This window comes from Candidatus Blastococcus massiliensis AP3 (assembly GCF_000582785.1).
Taxonomy (GTDB): domain Bacteria; phylum Actinomycetota; class Actinomycetes; order Mycobacteriales; family Geodermatophilaceae; genus Blastococcus; species Blastococcus massiliensis.
Genome location: NZ_HG931174.1, coordinates 331908 through 348261, shown reverse-complemented (window position 1 = coordinate 348261; position 16354 = coordinate 331908). Strand labels below are relative to the sequence as shown.

General features: G+C 74.8%; 15 protein-coding genes and 1 pseudogene. 11 read left to right on the top strand and 5 right to left on the bottom strand.

What is annotated here, in order from left to right; genetic code table 11:
* Nucleotides 1-246: 246 nt before the first annotated feature.
* Nucleotides 247-1950 (top strand): DUF2079 domain-containing protein, encoded by a 1704-nt coding sequence (locus BN344_RS10125; RefSeq protein ID WP_040338418.1) that lies wholly within the window; start codon nt 247-249, stop codon nt 1948-1950.
* On the opposite strand, the gene BN344_RS10120 is transcribed toward BN344_RS10125, so the two are convergent.
* A complete protein-coding gene (locus tag BN344_RS10120) occupies nt 1934-3076 on the bottom strand; it encodes a coenzyme F420-0:L-glutamate ligase (RefSeq protein WP_081788529.1) in 1143 nt (380 codons plus the stop codon). The two genes, BN344_RS10125 and BN344_RS10120, sit on opposite strands and share 17 nt — an antisense overlap.
* A complete protein-coding gene (cofD, locus tag BN344_RS10115) occupies nt 3069-4019 on the bottom strand; it encodes a 2-phospho-L-lactate transferase (RefSeq protein WP_040338417.1) in 951 nt (316 codons plus the stop codon). Before cofD ends, BN344_RS10120 begins: the two co-directional genes overlap by 8 nt.
* 345 nt (nt 4020-4364) lie before the next feature.
* Here cofD and BN344_RS10110 point away from each other — a divergent pair, with 345 nt between their 5' ends.
* Both BN344_RS10110 and BN344_RS10105 read left to right on the top strand, forming a co-directional pair.
* Nucleotides 4365-4619 carry a WhiB family transcriptional regulator gene (locus BN344_RS10110; protein ID WP_040339056.1) on the top strand — a complete coding sequence of 85 codons (255 nt, stop codon included), beginning with the start codon at nt 4365-4367 and terminating at the stop codon, nt 4617-4619.
* Between the two features lie 104 nt (nt 4620-4723).
* On the top strand, nt 4724-5581 hold the full coding sequence (locus BN344_RS10105; RefSeq protein ID WP_040338416.1) for a hypothetical protein: 858 nt from the start codon (nt 4724-4726) through the stop codon (nt 5579-5581).
* Between the two features lie 6 nt (nt 5582-5587).
* On the opposite strand, the gene BN344_RS10100 is transcribed toward BN344_RS10105, so the two are convergent.
* Genes BN344_RS10100 through BN344_RS10090 form a run of 3 tightly spaced genes read right to left on the bottom strand, consistent with a single transcriptional unit; the run spans nt 5588 to nt 7791 of the window.
* Entirely contained in the window at nt 5588-6511 is a 924-nt protein-coding gene (locus BN344_RS10100) for a hypothetical protein (protein WP_040338415.1), read from the bottom strand.
* 27 nt (nt 6512-6538) lie between these two features.
* Nucleotides 6539-7006: a metallopeptidase family protein gene (locus tag BN344_RS10095; protein ID WP_040338414.1), complete on the bottom strand. Its 468-nt coding sequence runs from the start codon at nt 7004-7006 to the stop codon at nt 6539-6541.
* A gap of 32 nt (nt 7007-7038) precedes the next feature.
* Nucleotides 7039-7791, bottom strand: a complete 753-nt coding sequence (locus BN344_RS10090) for an SDR family NAD(P)-dependent oxidoreductase (protein WP_197022300.1) — start codon at nt 7789-7791, stop codon at nt 7039-7041.
* A 102-nt stretch (nt 7792-7893) separates the two neighbouring features.
* On the opposite strand from BN344_RS10090, the gene BN344_RS10085 reads away from it, so the two are divergent.
* The 8 genes and pseudogenes from BN344_RS10085 to BN344_RS10050 form a co-directional block, all read left to right on the top strand.
* Complete coding sequence (locus BN344_RS10085; protein ID WP_040338413.1) at nt 7894-8244, top strand: DUF3499 domain-containing protein; 351 nt, start codon at nt 7894-7896, stop codon at nt 8242-8244.
* Between the two features lie 129 nt (nt 8245-8373).
* Nucleotides 8374-9738, top strand: a complete 1365-nt coding sequence (locus tag BN344_RS10080) for a phosphomannomutase/phosphoglucomutase (RefSeq protein ID WP_040338412.1) — start codon at nt 8374-8376, stop codon at nt 9736-9738.
* Nucleotides 9735-9839: pseudogene (locus BN344_RS21190) on the top strand (Trm112 family protein); the annotation flags it as partial. The gene BN344_RS10080 and the pseudogene BN344_RS21190, both read left to right, overlap by 4 nt.
* 173 nt (nt 9840-10012) lie before the next feature.
* Nucleotides 10013-11152, top strand: coding sequence for an SIS domain-containing protein (locus tag BN344_RS10070; protein ID WP_040338410.1), 1140 nt, complete (start codon nt 10013-10015; stop codon nt 11150-11152).
* Between the two features lie 129 nt (nt 11153-11281).
* On the top strand, nt 11282-12238 hold the full coding sequence (locus tag BN344_RS10065) for a DUF808 domain-containing protein (RefSeq protein ID WP_040338409.1): 957 nt from the start codon (nt 11282-11284) through the stop codon (nt 12236-12238).
* An 88-nt stretch (nt 12239-12326) separates the two neighbouring features.
* A complete protein-coding gene (locus tag BN344_RS10060) occupies nt 12327-14192 on the top strand; it encodes a glycerol-3-phosphate dehydrogenase/oxidase (RefSeq protein WP_081788527.1) in 1866 nt (621 codons plus the stop codon).
* A gap of 4 nt (nt 14193-14196) precedes the next feature.
* On the top strand, nt 14197-15372 hold the full coding sequence (manA, locus tag BN344_RS10055) for a mannose-6-phosphate isomerase, class I (protein ID WP_040338408.1): 1176 nt from the start codon (nt 14197-14199) through the stop codon (nt 15370-15372).
* Nucleotides 15373-15463: 91 nt separating this feature from the next.
* Nucleotides 15464-16354, top strand: an 891-nt coding sequence (locus BN344_RS10050) for an HNH endonuclease family protein (protein WP_231486709.1), incomplete at its 3' end; no start/stop codon positions are given.

Genomic DNA, 16354 nt, shown 5'->3' with positions numbered 1-16354 from the left:
TCCTGGCGGTGGCCGCCGGATCCCGGCCGGGTGTCGGGGAGACGGGCGTGCGGCCTGATCCTCGCCGGACGCGTGGGACGACTGGGACGAATGAGTGCCGAGGGGTGGCCGGGGCAGCGCCGTCGCCCGCGGTCGGGATGAACGCGCAGGTCAGCGCGGCAACGGAGCTGCCGCGGGCATGAGCTGCGCCACACATTCCTCGGGGAGTGGCGGATTGTGCACCCGCTGGTTCCCTAGCGTGACGACATGACCTCCAGCAGTACCGACACCCCGACCGGCGCGCAGCCCGTCGTCGTCCCGACGACGGACGGACGGGGCGTCCCGACGCCCCGCGCCACGTCGCGGGGCGGCATGGTCGGCAGCAAGCGCTCGGCGGGCACCGACGAGCTGCTGCCCGCCGGTGCCTCCGGTGTCCTGCTGGAGGAGTCGCCGCGCGCCGGCGACGTCGTGGTGCCGGTCGAGGACGCCGAGGCCTCGCGCGCCCGGCGCCTGCTGGTGCTCGCCCGTGCGGTGATCGGGGTGACCCTGCTCGGCCAGCTCGCGCTCCTGATCCACCGCAGTTGGGTGCAGTGGGACACCGGCGCGGTGTCCATGGACTTCGCGATCTTCCACCAGGCCTGGGCGGAGATCGGCTCCGGGAACCTCAACCCGCACAGCACCATCTCCGACATCCCGTACTGGCAGAGCCACTTCGAAGTGATCATGTGGCCGCTGGCGCTGCTGTACCCGATCTTCCCGTCGGGCTTCACGCTGCTGGTCGTCCAGGACCTGGCCATCGTCGGCGCCGAGGCGCTCGCCGTCCTGTGGGTCCTCGACGTCGTCCGGCGCGGCCGGACGCTGCGCGCCGTGCACCTGCTGCCGGTGGCGGTGGCCCTGTTCGCCCTCGTGACCAACGAGCGCATCGGGCTCGCGGCCAAGGCCGACTTCCACTTCCAGGCGCTCGCGACCATGTTCGTGCTGGGCGCCGCCCGCGCATTGTGGCGCGGCGACACCCGGCAGGCCTGGCTGTGGATCCTGCCCGCGCTGCTCACCGGCGACGTGGCCGGCACCTACGTCGCCGGACTGGGGCTGTCGGCCCTGGTGGCCCGCCGGGACACCCGCGCGACCGGGCTGGCGTTCATCGCCGCCGGCGCGGGCTGGGTGCTGCTCGTCGGCGCCCTGAACGCGAACTACGGCTCCGCCATCGGCGGCTACCAGCACCTCGTCGACGAGACGCTGCCGGTGTCGGGCGGCGCGCTGCTCATGGTGCTCACCGCCCTCCTCCTGCACCCGGGCCGGCCGCTCGCCGTGCTGTGGAGCAAGGCCGGCCTGACCGCGGCCGAGTTCGCCAGCACCGGCTTCGTGGGGATGCTCCACCCGTGGACCTTCGGCGTCACCGCCGTCGTGGTCGTCAGCGGCGCTCTCCAGGAGAGCCTGGCCTTCTTCGCGGCCTTCCAGAACTTCCCGGCGATCGTCTTCGTCACGGCCGGGACCGCCATGACGATGGACTGGCTGTTCCGCAGGAAGCAGGACGGCGCCCGGCCGCAGGCGTGGCGACGCGGTGCGGTGGTCGCCGCCTTCGTCGTGGCAGCCGTCGTGGTCCTGGTCGGCCGCGCGCCCGCGGAGGCGCCGTTCCCCGAGCCGGCGTCGGCTGCGGCCGGGCTCGACGCGGTCGAGGAGCAGCTCCGTCCGGACGACCAGGTCGTCGCGAGCTTCGGCCTCGTCGGCCGGTTCGCCGGACGCGAGGAGGTGCGCCGCTTCCTCGTCCAGTCGACCGTGCCGATCGCCGCGGACCGGGTGGTGTTCGTCTTCTCGCCGACCGTGGGCAACATGCCGACGCCGGCCGAGCAGGAGGCCGCCGGCGAGCGGGTCCTCGAGCTCGGGGCCACGCAGATCGTGGACACGCCGGACGTGCAGGCGTTCGTCTGGTACCCGCCGGAGGGGACCACGGAGATCAGCCTGCCGGAGTGACGGACGTCCCGAGCCACAGGCGGCCGACGAGCGAGGTGCCGCCCGCCGTCGGTGCCGGTTCCCACCGGGTGCGCCAGCCCTCGGCGTGGAGTTGCACGACGGCCGCACCCAGCAGCGCGCCGAGGTTGAGAGCGGTCGTGGTGGTGACGGCGTCGGTCAGGTGGACGTCGACCACCCCGTCGCCCTCGCCGCCGTAGCGCAGCACGACCGGGAACTCGGGCAGCGCGGCGCTGGCCGTGCGGAACGCGGCGGCCACCGCTGCCAGCTCGCCGGGCCGCGGCACGAGGTCGGCCGCCACCTCGCGGGAGGCGACGACGTCGCGGGACCCGTAGGGGAAGAGGTCCTCGTCCGGGAGCCGGACCAGTGGCCGGGTGCCCTCGTCGGGATCGGGCGGGGACACCGGCAGACCGCGGACCACCGCGACCGGCACGCCGTCGAGCTTGCCCTTGACCAGGTCGGCGGCGGAGGCGAGTTCGTCGACGAGGGCGATGCGCGTCGTCTCCAGCCGGTTGCCGTGCGCGTCGATCGCGCCGCGGTGGTCGACCAGCGCCGGGATCCCGGCGGCGCCGACGGCGACGTCGGTGAGCCCCTCCCGCCAGGTGCGGCCGAAGGTGTCGCTGACGACGACGGCGACGTCGACCCCGAGCAGCTCCCGCAGCCGCGCCCGGAGCGCCCGGGCCGAGGCGTCGGCGTCCTCGGGCAGGAGGACCAGCGAGCCCTGGTCGACGTTCGACGCGTCGATCCCGGCGGCGGCCACCACCCACCCGTGGAAGGTCTGGACGATCTTCAGCGGACCCCGCCGGGCCACCACGCGCACGGTCTGGTCGTCGATCGCGGCCTGGCGCGCGGCCTCCCGGTCGCCGTCCGGCGGGACCCGCACCAGGGCGCCCTCGACCTTGGAGACGACCTTCGAGGTCACGACGACGACGTCGCCGTCGGCCAGCCAGTGGGCGCACCGACCGATCTCCGCGGCGAGGTTGTCGCCGGGCGCGAACTCCGGCAGCCCCGCGACGGGCAGGATCGACAGACCGGTAGGTGGGAGCTCCTTCCGATCCGACGGCCCCGCTGCAGGGTCCCGCTGCGAGCGTGCGGGCGGTGGGGGGCAGGGGGGTTCTTCCTCATCCACGGCAGGCGTCCAGGGCGGCTTCGGCCAGCGCCGCCGTCGTCTCGGGGGAGGACATGAGCAGGGGCACGCGGCGCACGTCGACCCCGGCCACCTCGGCGTCGTCGTCCGGGGCCACCAGCCAGGCGTCGAGCAGCCCGCCTTCGGAACGGGCGCCGTAGTGACGCCCCACGCCCTCTGCGCTGACGTCGATGCCGAGCACCGGCAGGCATCGGTCGGCCATGCCGCGCACGACCGCTCCGCCGATCACGGGCGAGACTCCGGCGATGCGCCCGGGGGAGGCGAGCAGGGCCTCCCGCACCCCCGGGACCCCGAGGATCGTGCCGATCGACACCACCGGGTTCGACGGGGCGAGGAGGACGGCGTCGGCCGCCGCGAACGCCTCCGCGACGCCCGGAGCCGGGCGGGCGGCGTCCACCCCCACCTGGACGAAGGCCGAGGCGTCCAGGGCGGCACGGTGGCGCACCCACCACTCCTGGAAGTGGAGGGCCCGGGGGCGCCCCGTCCCGGGGTCGTCCACGACGACGTGGGTCTCGACCCGCTGGTCGCTCATGGGCAGCAGGGTCACCCCGGGCTGCCAGCGGTCCGCGAGGGCGGCCGTGACGGCAGAGAGCGGATAGCCGGCGTCGAGCATGCGGGTCCGGATGAGGTGGGTGGCCAGATCGCGGTCGCCGAGGCCGAACCAGTCGGGGTCGGCGTCGTAGGCGGCGAGCTCCTCCTTGACCGTCCAGGTCTCCCCGGCCCGGCCCCAGCCGCGGTCCTCGTCGATGCCGCCACCGAGGGTGTACATCACCGTGTCGAGGTCGGGGCAGATGCGCATCCCGTGCAGGGTCACGTCGTCCCCGGTGTTGACCACGGCGGTGATCTCCGCTCCCGGCGCGGCTGCTCGCACCCCCCGCAGGAATCGAGCCCCACCGGTCCCACCTGCCAGCACGACGATCTGCACAAAGCCATCGTGCCCGATAGGCAGTTGTCGACTGTTCCACGGGCGTGTCGGGGTACCGCACGAGATCTGACGAATGCGCTGTGACGGGCGTGACTGGTGTGGCGTGTCGCTTACACCGAGCGAAGTTGACGAGGTGGCAACGACACGCGTGTAATTCCGGCGATGTCATCGAGTGCTGAGCGGACCGAGAACGTCTCGACAGCCGCGCACCGGGACGCGAACGAGAGGGGACGCATCGTGGCCGAGGTGTCGTGGTTGAGCGATTACGTCAACGGGAGCGACCGGGTGACCGACCGATTCGGGGCGGGCGCCGGGCAGAGCCTCGGGTCTCCCTCCGGCCCGGGGATCAGTGGTCTGCTGGGCATCGGTCTGGAGACCGAGGGTCAGTCCTGGCAGGAGCGCGCCCTGTGCGCCGAGACCGACCCGGAGGCCTTCTTCCCGGAGAAGGGTGGCTCCACCCGCGAGGCGAAGAAGATCTGCACCGGCTGCGAGGTCAAGGCCGAGTGCCTCGAGTACGCGCTCTCCAACGACGAGCGGTTCGGCATCTGGGGCGGTCTCTCCGAGCGCGAGCGCCGTCGCCTGCGCCGTCGCGCCGTCTAGTAGCAGGCCACCCCCCCTCCAGGCTCGGCCAGGCCCCCCGAAGGATGGCCGGCACCGCACAGCCGCCGACGATCTTCGTCGGCGGCTGTGGTGCTATTCGGGGGATGGGCAGCCGGGTCGTCGTGGGTCGTGCCGGGGTGGCGCGCGAACTGCGCGCCGCGGAGGCGCTGGCCGAACGCCTGCGCGCGCCGCTGACCGCGCGGGCGCCGTGGCTGACCGCGGCGCTCAACGTGCGGGCGGCGCGCCGCGGGGGTGGGACCCCTGTCGCGGTGGTCGTGGACGTACCCGGCGGGGGAGGTGTGGACGCCGCGGCGTTCCTGCACCTGCGCCGGCGGGGGCCGGTCACGTCGGTGACGCTCCTGGGCGACGGCGTCGCGCCGCTGCCCGGGGGGCGGCCCACGGGCCGGTTGCCGGCCGCGGACGAGGACGCCGCGGACCGTCTCGCGGACGGCATCGCGGAACTGCTGGGCACCCTCCGGTGGCCGTGGTCGCTCCGGCTGGCCGGACTGCCCCTCGGCGACCCGACGGCCCGCCGGCTGGCCGCCCGGTTCCCCGCCGCGAAGCTGGCGAACGACCGGAGCACCCGCCTGGTGGACGAGCTCGACGGGACCGGGCCGGTGTCGCGCAGCCGGGACCCCCGGGAGCTGGAGCACCGGCTGCCCCTCCTGCTGGAGCGCGAGGGGAACCGGCGGGCACGGGCGTTCCTGCGCGCCGCGGCCCGGCTGCACGCGGCCACCGGATCCCTGGAGGTCGCGGTCGTACCCGGCGGGTCGGGGACCGCGCCGGAGGGCTGCCTGCTCACCCTCCTCGACGGCGGCGAGCGGTGGCCGTGGTGGGCCGCACCCGGCACGCCGGGCCTCCGGACCGAGCCGGGGTCGCCCCTGGTGTCGCTGACCGTTCCTGCCCGCTCCCTGCTGCCGGCGCCGGACGTGGCCCGCCGGCTCGGCGTCGGACGGCGGTAGCGGAGGTCAGCCGCCGTACCGCAGGGCGCTGGGCCGGTCCTCCGCTCGGGCGACGACCGTCCGGTCGTCCCACCGCAGCTCCGCCTCGGCGGGCAGCCAGCCCGAGTCCTCGTCGACGGAAGGAGTGGCGGTGACCGTCAGCTCATAGCTCCGCCCGGTCGGCTCGGCGGACCGCCCCGGCGGCCGCAGGTAGGTGGCGAACCTCCCGCTGATCCGCAGGGTCTCGCCGTCCCGGTCCACGCGCAGCCCGGGCGCGGTGAGGTCGGCGTACTCGGTGCGGCCCGGCCGGCAGGCAGGATCCCCGGCCGCCGCAGGCGCCTCGGCGGCCAGGCAGTTGGCCGTGGGCAGTCGCAGGTGCGCCTGGGCCCGCTCGTCGTCCCAGCTCAGCTCCAGCTCGGGGAACGCCGCGGTGACCCCGACGGCGTGCTCCTCCAGGACGACGCCACCGAAGAACAGGCGGGCGGCGACGCCGTCGGGCGCGGGCGGAGCCGACGAGGGGTCGGCTCCCGACGGCGCCGCGGGCGCGGCGGTGTCCGAGGCTGCCGGCCGCTCCGGCGAGCGGGCGGTCGCGAGTGCGGCCGCCGTCCCCACGAGCAGCAGGGCGGCGATCGCGAACCCGGTCAGCACCGCGCCCGGGCGGGCCCCGGAGGCCGACGGCGCCGCATCCGGCGCGCCCCGACCTACCGGGGGAGCGGCGTACAGAGACGCCCACCCCTCGCCGTCGTCGACGGTGGCGCCCGGTGTGCCGGGCGGGTGCTCGAGGAAGTGGGCGAGGTCGTCCCGCGCCTCCGGGGGTGGGGCCTGCGGTGCCGCTGCGCCGCCGTCGCCGCGGAGCCGGAGGAGGACCGCGCCCACCGCCAGGAGCAGCAGGATGCCCAGCACCGCGCCGAGCGCGATCCAGGGCCCGGCAGCCGCCGCGGGAACGTCCATCGGACGAGAGCATTCCAGCCGCCCTCGTCACCCCGTGGGGTCGATCTCCTCCGGGTCCCGGCCCAGCAGCGCCGCCACCTGGTCGACGACGACGTCGCGCACCAGGTCGGCGAGGTCGTCGCGGTCGCCGGCCCGCAGCTCCAGGGGGCGCCGGTAGACGATGATCCGCGGCGGCACCTCCCGGCCGTCCTCGCGGTGGGCGGGGAGCAGCCGGGAGAGCGGCACGCTGCCGTCGTCCAGCACGTCGGCGTCGAGCACCACCTCGTCGGGGCTGGTGTGCTCGACCCACGGCACGTCCTCGACGGCGAACTCCACGCCGGCGAGCTCGCGCTCCCACCGGCGCTCGAGGTCCTCGACGGCGTCGAGGACGAGGTCGTCGAACTGCTCGGCCCGGCTGCGCGCCATCGGCACCTCGGCGGGCACCAGGCGTCCGCGCAGCCCGCGGCCGTGGCGGTCGCGGCGGGAGCGGGAGGGGCGTCGCGGAGGGCGGGTCATGACGGCGGAGAGCCTACGGCGCGGGGGCGCGGTCAGCGGGGGAGCCGGCGCCAGAGCGGCCGGGGGAGGAGCCGCATCAGGAAGAAGACCGGGCGGAGCACGGCGGGCACCCAGACCTCCCCGCGGCGGCTCCCGAGGCCGGCGACGACGGCGTCGGCCACCTGGTCGGGGGTGCTGGAGAAGGGCGCCGGTGACATGCCGGCCGTCATCCGGCCGATCACGAACCCCGGCCGGACGAGCAGCAGCCGCACGCCGGAACCGGCGAGCGCGTCGGCCAGGCCGCTGGCGAACCCGTCCAGGCCCGCCTTCGCCGACCCGTAGACGTAGTTGGCGCGACGGACCCGCACGCCGGCCACCGAGGAGAAGACCACCAGCGTGCCGCGACCCGCCGCGCGCAGCCGGTCGGCGAGCAGCGTGAGCACGTGCACCTGCGCGGTGTAGTCGGTGTGCACGACGGCGACGGCCGCCGCCGGGTCGCGCTCCGCGGCGGCCTGGTCCCCGAGCACGCCGAAGGCCACGACCACCGTCGCGGGGAGCCCGAACCGCTCCTCGACCTCGGCCAGCGCGGCGGCGTGCCCGGCCAGGTCGTCGGCGTCGAACTCGACGCGGCCCACCGTGGTGGCGCCCGCGCGGCGCAGCTCCGCCTCCTCCTCGTCGAGGTCGGCGGCGCGCCGCGCCGCGAGCACGACCGTGCCGCAACCGCGTGCGGCGAGGCGGGCGGCGACGGCCGTGCCGATCTCGCTGCGCCCCCCGAGAACCAGGACCGGACCTGTGTCGATGCCCACGGGGTCATCGTGCAGGATGGTGCTGCCTCCTCCGAATTCCCGGTGTGCCTGCTGCGGTGTGCCTGCAGGCGGGTTTACTGTGCCTTGCGTGAGGAACCGGTGGTGAGGCAGTCACGTCGCTGCTCGCGCAGCGGCTGCGCGCAACCGGCAGCGGCGACCCTGACCTATGTCTACGCGGAGTCGACGGCCGTTGTCGGTCCGTTGGCGACGTTCTCGGAGCCGCACAGCTACGACCTGTGCGAGTTCCATGCCGAGCGGCTGACCGTGCCCCGCGGCTGGGAGGTCGTCCGGCACGAGATCGACCTCGAGGACGTCGGCCCGACCGGCGACGACCTGCTGGCCCTCGCCGACGCCGTCCGCGAGGCCGCCCGGCCCGAGCCGGCGCGCGACCCGCTGGACGACGGCCGCGGCACCCGGCGCGGCCACCTGCGCGTCCTCCCCGACCTCTCCTGACGGCCCCGTCGCGGAGGCCCGCCCCGAGCTCGCGAGGGGTGGGGGGCGACGGGGTCCTTCTGCTTATAGGGTCGCCCTCGCACCGTTGCCAGGCCAGGCGGCGGCAGGGGACTGTCGAGGGTGAGTGGATTGCCGGACCTGTCATCGATCATCAAGGCCTATGACGTCCGCGGCGTCGTGCCCGACGAGTGGGACGAGAGCGTGGCCCGCGCGATCGGGGCGGCCTTCGCCGAGTTCGTGCACGGGGACAGCGGCGCCACGTCGATCGTCACCGCCCACGACATGCGCGACTCCTCGGTGCCGCTCTCGCGCGCCTTCGCCGAGGGCGTGATCAGCCGGGGCCTCGACGTCGTCGAGGCCGGGCTGGGGTCGACCGACATGCTGTACTTCGCCGCGGGTTCGCTCGGCATCCCCGGCGCGATGTTCACCGCCAGCCACAACCCCGCCCAGTACAACGGCATCAAGATGTGCCGGGCCGGCGCGGCGCCGATCGGGCAGGACTCCGGCCTGGCCCAGATCCGTGAGTCCGCCGAGCGGGACAGCTACGACCGCGACCCCGGCCGGGTCGGGTCGGTCAGCCAGCGGGACGTCATCCACGAGTACGCCGCCCACCTGCGCGGCCTGGTCGACCTGTCGGAGATCCGCCGGCTCAAGGTCGTCGTCGACGCCGGCAACGGCATGGGCGGGCACACCGTCCCCGTCGTGCTCGCCGACCTCCCGCTGGACGTCGTGCCGCTGTACTTCGAGCTCGACGGCTCCTTCCCCAACCACGAGGCGAACCCGCTGGACCCGGCGAACCTGGTCGACCTGCAGGCGGCGGTGCGCGAGCACGGCGCCGACATCGGGCTGGCCTTCGACGGCGACGCCGACCGGGTCTTCGTGATCGACGAGCGCGGCGAGCCGGTGAGCCCCTCGGCGATCACCGCCCTGGTCGCCGTCCGCGAGCTGGCCAAGGGCCACGGGACGACGATCATCCACAACCTGATCACCTCGAAGGCGGTGCCCGAGATCGTCCGCGAGCACGGCGGCCAGCCGGTGCGCACGCGGGTCGGGCACTCCTTCATCAAGGCCGAGATGGCCCGCACCGACGCGGTCTTCGGCGGCGAGCACTCGGCGCACTACTACTTCCGCGACTTCTGGCGGGCCGACACCGGGATGCTCGCGGCGATGCACGTGCTCGCCGCCCTCGGTGAGCAGTCCGGCACGCTGTCGCAGCTCACCGCTGCCTACTCGCGCTACGCCGCCTCCGGGGAGATCAACTCCACGGTGGCCGACGCCGCGGCGCGGACCGCCGACGTGCGGTCGGCGTTCGCCGACCAGCCGGGCGCGCGGGTCGACGAGCTCGACGGGCTCACCGTGGAGCTGTCCGACGGCTCGTGGTTCAACCTGCGCGCGAGCAACACCGAGCCGCTGCTGCGGCTCAACGTGGAAGCGCCCGACGAGGCGCGGATGACCGAACTTCGGGATCAGGTACTGGGGATGGTGCGGGCATGACGACGGACGCGACGACCGGAGGGCCGCTCGGGCTCGACCCCGAGCTGCTGGCCATCCTGGCCTGCCCGGACACCCACCACAGCCCGCTGACCGTCGACGAGGCGGCCGGCGAGCTGCTGTGCACCACCTGCGACCGGGCGTTCCCCGTGCGCAACGGCATCCCGGTGCTCCTCCTCGACGAGGCGTGTCGCCGGGGTGGCGGCGCGGGCGGAGAACACGGCACGGCGTGATCGCGAGCCTGTGATGCGGGACGACCTGTGATCCCGGGCGACCTGTGAACTCGCCCGAGTTCGCCGAGGAGGTCCTCGACGATCTCGCCGTCCTGCGGGCCCGCGATCCGCGGGGCCTGCTGCCGGCGGTGGCAGGTGCCGGCGCCCAGGTGCGGGAGACGGCCCGGCTCACCGGCGAGTCGGGGCTCGAGCGGGTCACCGGCGGGGGGCGCCCCCGCGGGCTGGTGGTGGTCGCCCGTCGCGAGGGTGCGGTGGCCGCCTCGGTGCTGCGTGCACTGCTGGGGCCGGCCAGCCCGGTCACCGTCGACGTCGTGCCCGGACCGGCCCTGCCGCTGTGGACGGGCCCCAGCGACGTCGTCGTCGTCGCGACCCGGACGGGAGCCGGCGCCTACGCCGTCGCCCCCGCCTACGAGGCCGCCCGCCGGGGCGTCTCGCTGCTCGGCATCGGGGCGGAGGATGCGCCGCTGCAGGCCGCCTGCTCGACCGCCCGGGCGCCGTACGTTCCCCTGCCGCGCTCGCGGGTGCGGCACACGACGCTGTGGTCGTTGCTGACGCCGATGCTCCTCCTGGCCTCCGACCTCGGCCTGCTGCCGGGGGAGGTCGCCGATCCGGAGGCGATCGCGGCGGCGCTCGACCGCACCGCCGAGGAGTGCGGCCCCGCGCGGGAGACGTTCGTGAACCCGGCGAAGACCCTGGCCCTGGAGCTGCTCGACGCCCTGCCGGTCCTCGCGGCCGAGGGGCCGCTCGCCGGCGCCGCCGCCTCCCGGGTGGCCGACCAGCTGGCCACGCTGGCCGGGCTGCCGGCGACGGGTTTCCGGCTGCCCGACCAGCGGGTCGCCGCGTGCGCCGTCCTCGGCGGGCCGCTGGCCCCGCAGGACGCCGACGACTTCTTCCGGGACCGCGCCGACGACGTCGGCCGGCGGCTGCGGCTGCTCACGATCCGGGACGCCGCGGCCGGTGGGCACGACGGGGCGGGCGAACGGGAGCCCCGCTCGGCCGGGGAGGCCATGCAGGCGGTGCTGAGCACCGCCGCGGCCAACAACGTCCCGGTCAGCGCGCTCGCCGAGCACGGCGAGCCGGAGTCGGGCCGCCTGCCGCAGCTGGCGCGCCAACTGGCCGTCGCCGACTTCAGCGCCGTCTACCTCGCCCTGGTGCTGGATCAGGAACGCGGCGTGCGGCCATGACCGGGCCGACAGGCGATTCGGAGGCGGTCGCGACCGGGTAGTCCCCGGCGCGGCTACGACGGCGTCCGTCGGTCCGACGGATCACATCACTGGGACAGCGCGAGCGCTGACCGACCGGAAGGACTTCCCGTGGCGGGTGGACTGGTAGCGCTGCTGGACGACGTCGCGGTGCTGGCGAGGGCCGCCGCGGCCTCGATCGACGACATCGGGGCGGCCGCGGGACGGGCCAGCATGAAGGCCGCAGGCGTCGTCATCGACGACACCGCCGTCACGCCGCAGTACGTGCACGGCCTCAACGCCGAGCGTGAGCTGCCGATCATCCGGCGCATCGCCACGGGCTCGCTGCGCAACAAGCTGCTGCTGATCCTGCCCGCGATCCTGCTGCTCAGCGAGTTCCTGGACTTCCTGCTCACCCCGCTGCTGATGCTGGGCGGTGTCTACCTCTGCTACGAGGGGGCGGAGAAGGTGTGGCACCGGGTCAGCGGCCACGAGGAGTCGCACGCGACGGTGGAGGACGCGCTCCCGGACGAGAAGTCGCTCGTCTCCGGGGCGGTGCGCACCGACTTCATCCTCTCGGCGGAGATCATGGTGATCTCGCTGAACGAGGTGGCCGACGAGAGCTTCTGGTCGCGGGCGATCATCCTGCTCGTCGTCGCGATCGGCATCACCGTGCTGGTGTACGGCGTCGTCGCCCTGATCGTGAAGATGGACGACATCGGGCTGAGCCTGTCCCAGCGCACCGGCAAGGGCGTGGCCGCGTTCGGCCGCGGGCTGGTCAAGGGCATGCCCAAGCTGCTCACCGGGCTCACCGTGGTCGGCACCGCCGCGATGCTCTGGGTCGGTGGCCACATCCTGCTGGTGGGCTCCGACGACCTGGGTCTGCACGTCCTCTACGACGCGGTGCACCACCTGGAGGAGGCGGCCCACGACGCCACCGGAGCCGTCGGCGGAGTCATCGGCTGGGTGGTCAACACGCTGGGCAGCGCCCTCCTCGGGCTCGGCGTCGGCGCCCTGGCGGTACTGGTCATGAACCTGACGGTCCACCGCGGCTCCTCCGCCGAGCACGCCCCCGGATCCGCCCGGTGACCGCAGCGCTCCGGGCCGGACCGACTCGCCGGGTCCTTGTGACGGGGTTCTCCTGCCCGCTCCGGGACGGCGGGGGACAGTAGAGGTCATGGATCCGGCGAACACCGACCGCACGCAGCTCTCCCCGGCCCGCCGCCGGGCCGATCGCGCGAGGCTGGCCGACGAGGTCGTCGACGTCCTGGTCATCGGCGGCGGGGTCACCGGCGCCGGAGCGGCGCTGGACGCGGCGAGCCGGGGGCTGACCGTCGCACTCCTGGAGGCCCGCGACTTCGCCGCCGGCACGTCCAGCCGCTCCAGCAAGCTCATCCACGGCGGCCTGCGCTACCTCGAGCAGTTCGCCTTCCCGCTGGTGCGCGAGGCGCTGCACGAGCGCGCCCGGCTCGTGCAGACCATCGCCCCGCACCTGGTGCGCCCGCTGCCGTTCCTGCTGCCGCTCACCTCGCCGGTCTGGCAGCGGGCCTACTTCGGCGCGGGCGTCGCGCTCTACGACGTGCTCGGAGCCGCGTTCACCCGGCGCCGGCCGATCCCGCGCCATCGGCACCTGTCCCGCTCGGCCACGCTGGAGGCGTTCCCCGGGCTGCGCCGCGACGTCGTCCACGGCGCCATCCGCTACTGGGACGCGCAGGTCGACGACGCCCGCCACACACTGGCCGTCGTCCGCACCGCCGCCGGACACGGCGCCCGCGTGCTGTCCAGCGCGCGGGTCACCGGCCTGCTCCGGGACGGCGACGACGGGGACGGCGGGCGAGACATGGCCGCGGTCGTCGGCGTGCGGGTCGCCGACCTCACCGACGGCTCCTCGTTCACCGTCCGCGCGCGCAGCGTGGTGGCGGCGACCGGCGTCTGGAGCGACGACATCGGGACGATGCTCGGGGACTCGGCGCCGAACCTGACGGTGCGCGCCTCCAAGGGCGTGCATCTCGTGGTGCCCCGGTCGGCGATCGACGGCGGCTCGCTCGTGGCTGCCGGCGGCACGCCGGACGGGCTGATCCTGCGCACGCCCACCAGCGTGCTGTTCGTCATCCCGTGGGGCGACGAGTGGATCGTCGGCACCACCGACACCCCGTGGAAGCTGGACCGGGACCACCCCGCGGCCAGCAGCGCGGACATCGCCTACCTGCTCGACCAGGTCAACCGGGTGCTCACCCGGCCGGTCACGAGCGACCAGATCCTCGGCGTCTACGCCGGCCTCCGGCCACTGCTGGCGGGTGAGTCCGACGAGACCAGCCGGCTGTCCCGCGAGCACGCCGTCGTGACCCCCGTGCCCGGCCTGGTGCTGGTGGCCGGTGGCAAGTACACGACCTACCGGGTCATGGCGAAGGACGCCGTCGACGCGGCCGTCGCCGGACTGCCCGGCGTGCCCGCCTCGCGCACCGAGGAGCTGCCGTTGGTCGGCGCCCACCGCTGGGCGGAGGTGCGCGGCAGCGCCGCGACGCTCGCGGCCGGCGTGGGGGTGCCGGAGGACGCGGTGCAGCGGCTGCTCGGCCGCCACGGCGACCGCACCGCCGACGTGCTGGCGCTCGCCGCCGGGAACCCGGAGCTGGCCCGGCCGCTCGCGGGCGCGCCCGACTACCTCGCCGCCGAGGTCGTGCACGCCGTGATCGCGGAGGGCGCCCTGCACCTCGACGACGTGCTGACCCGTCGCACTCGCATCTCCATCGAGACGGCGCACCGCGGGGTGGACTCCGCGGTGCAGGTCGCGGAGCTGATGGGCCGGGAGCTGGGCTGGGACGAGGAGCGCACCGAACGGGAGGTCGCGCACTACACCGCCCGGGTCGACGCGGAGCGGGAGTCGCAGCGGATGCCCGACGACCGGACCGCCGACGCCGCCCGGCTGGGCGCCCCCGACGTGCGTGCCGGGGTCGCTCCCGCGGGGAGCGGAGGGACTCCTGCGACGGGAGGGCTCCGCAGTGCCGGTGAACGGTCCGGGAGCCGGACACGCGGGTTAGCCTGAGCCGATGTGGCAGCTTCAGAATGCGGTGCGTCACTACTCGTGGGGCTCGCACACCGTCATCCCTGAGCTGATCGGCCTGCCCTCACCGGCTGACCGGCCGCACGCCGAGCTCTGGATGGGCGCCCATCCCGACGAGCCGAGTGTCCGCTCCGACGGCGTGCCGCTGGACAAGGCCATCGCCAGCGAGCCCGAGGTGCTCCTCGGTCGTGAGGTCGTCGAGCGCTTCGGCGCCCGGCTGCCCTTCCTGATGAAGGTGCTCGCCGCCGACCAGCCGCTGTCGCTGCAGGCGCATCCCACCAACGAGCAGGCGGAGGCGGGCTTCGCCGCCGAGGAAGCTGCCGGCGTCCCGCGGGACGACTCGACACGCACGTTCAAGGACCCGTTCCACAAGCCCGAGATCCTGGTGGCGCTGACGCCCTTCGAGGCGCTCTGCGGCTTCCGGCCGGTCGAGAAGTCGCTGCACTGCCTGGCGAAGCTCCAGGTCCCCGAGCTGAAGCCGACCATCGCCGCGCTGGCCCGCGGCGGGCTGCGCGCGGCCATCCCGCAGCTGCTGGCGCTCTCGCCCGAGCACCGGGAGGTGCTGGTCCGCGAGGTCGCGCAGGCGGCGGCCGGCTTCGTGGCCGCGCACGACCCGGAGTTCATCAACACCTACCGGTGGGCGGCCTCGCTGGCCGAGACCTATCCCGGCGACCCCGGCGTGGTCATCTCGCTGATGTGCAACCACCTGAAGCTGGCGCCCGGTGAGGCGGTCTTCATGCCGGCGGGCAACCTGCACGCCTACCTGTCCGGCGCCGGTGTCGAGGTCATGGCCAGCTCGGACAACGTGCTGCGGGGCGGGCTCACCGCCAAGCACGTCGACCTCGCGGCGCTGATCGAGGTCCTGGACTTCACCGACGCCCAGGTGCCCGTGCTGCACCCCGTGCTCGGGCCCGGCGGGCTGCGCTATCCCGTCCCGGTCGAGGACTTCGACCTGACCCGGTGCCAGCTCGACGAGCAGGCCGGGACGCTCACCACCCGAGGCCCGCAGCTCCTGCTGTGCACCGAGGGCACCGCCGTGCTCACCTCGGCCGACGAGGAGCTGACCCTCGCGAAGGGCAGTTCCGCCTTCGTGCCGGCGGGCACACCGGTGACCGCCCGCGGTCCCGCGGTCCTCTACCGGTCGACGACGAACGTCGCCTGACCTCCGGCCGCGGCCTGCGTGTCGCGGCTCGGCAACCCCCGCACCGGCCTAGGTTCCGGGGCGCTGCCGTCTCACCTCCGGGGGATCCCGCGTGTCCGCTCGCCTCTACGCCCGTCGTCGACGCGTGGTGCGGTCCGTGGTCGCTCCGCTGCTGGCGATGGCGCTGCTGGGTGGTTGCGGCCCGGAGACCTCGCCCGCCGCGGACACCCCCACGGACACCGCCGCGGTGGCCGACGAGGGCGTCGCCGACCAGGAGACGGCCGAGGACCCCCTGCCTCCGGACGGCCTCGCGGAGTCCGCCGGTGGGCTGAACCCCGGCAGCGCCGACGCCGTCATCGGCACCGCCGCGCCCACCTCGGCCCTGGCCGCCCTGGCCGCGCTCGAGGTGAAGGGACGGGCGCCCCGCACCGGGTACGACCGCGACCTGTTCGGAGCCGGCTGGGTGGACACCGACCGCAACGGCTGCGACACCCGCAACGACATGCTCGCCCGGGACCTGACCGGCGAGACGTTCAAGCCCGGCACCCGCGACTGCGTCGTCCTCACCGGCACGCTGGCCGACCCGTACTCGGGGCGCACGATCGCCTTCCAGCGCGGCCAGGGCACCAGCGACGCCGTCCAGATCGACCACGTGGTCGCCCTGTCCGACGCCTGGCAGAAGGGTGCCCAGCAGTGGGACACCCCGAAGCGCACGCAGTTCGCCAACGATCCGCTCAACCTGCTGGCCGTCGACGGGCCGCTGAACATGCAGAAGGGCGACGGCGACGCGGCCACCTGGCTGCCGCCGGCGACGTCCTTCCGGTGTGCCTACGTCGCCCGGCAGGTCGCGGTGAAGATCCGCTACGGCGCGTGGGTCACCCAGGCGGAGAAGAACACGATGGCCACGGTGCTCAGCTCGTGCCCGGCCGAGCCGCTGCCCGGGGGAGTGGTGGCCGACCTCCCGGCGCCGCCGCCACCTCCGCCGCCGCCGGTCGCGCCCCAG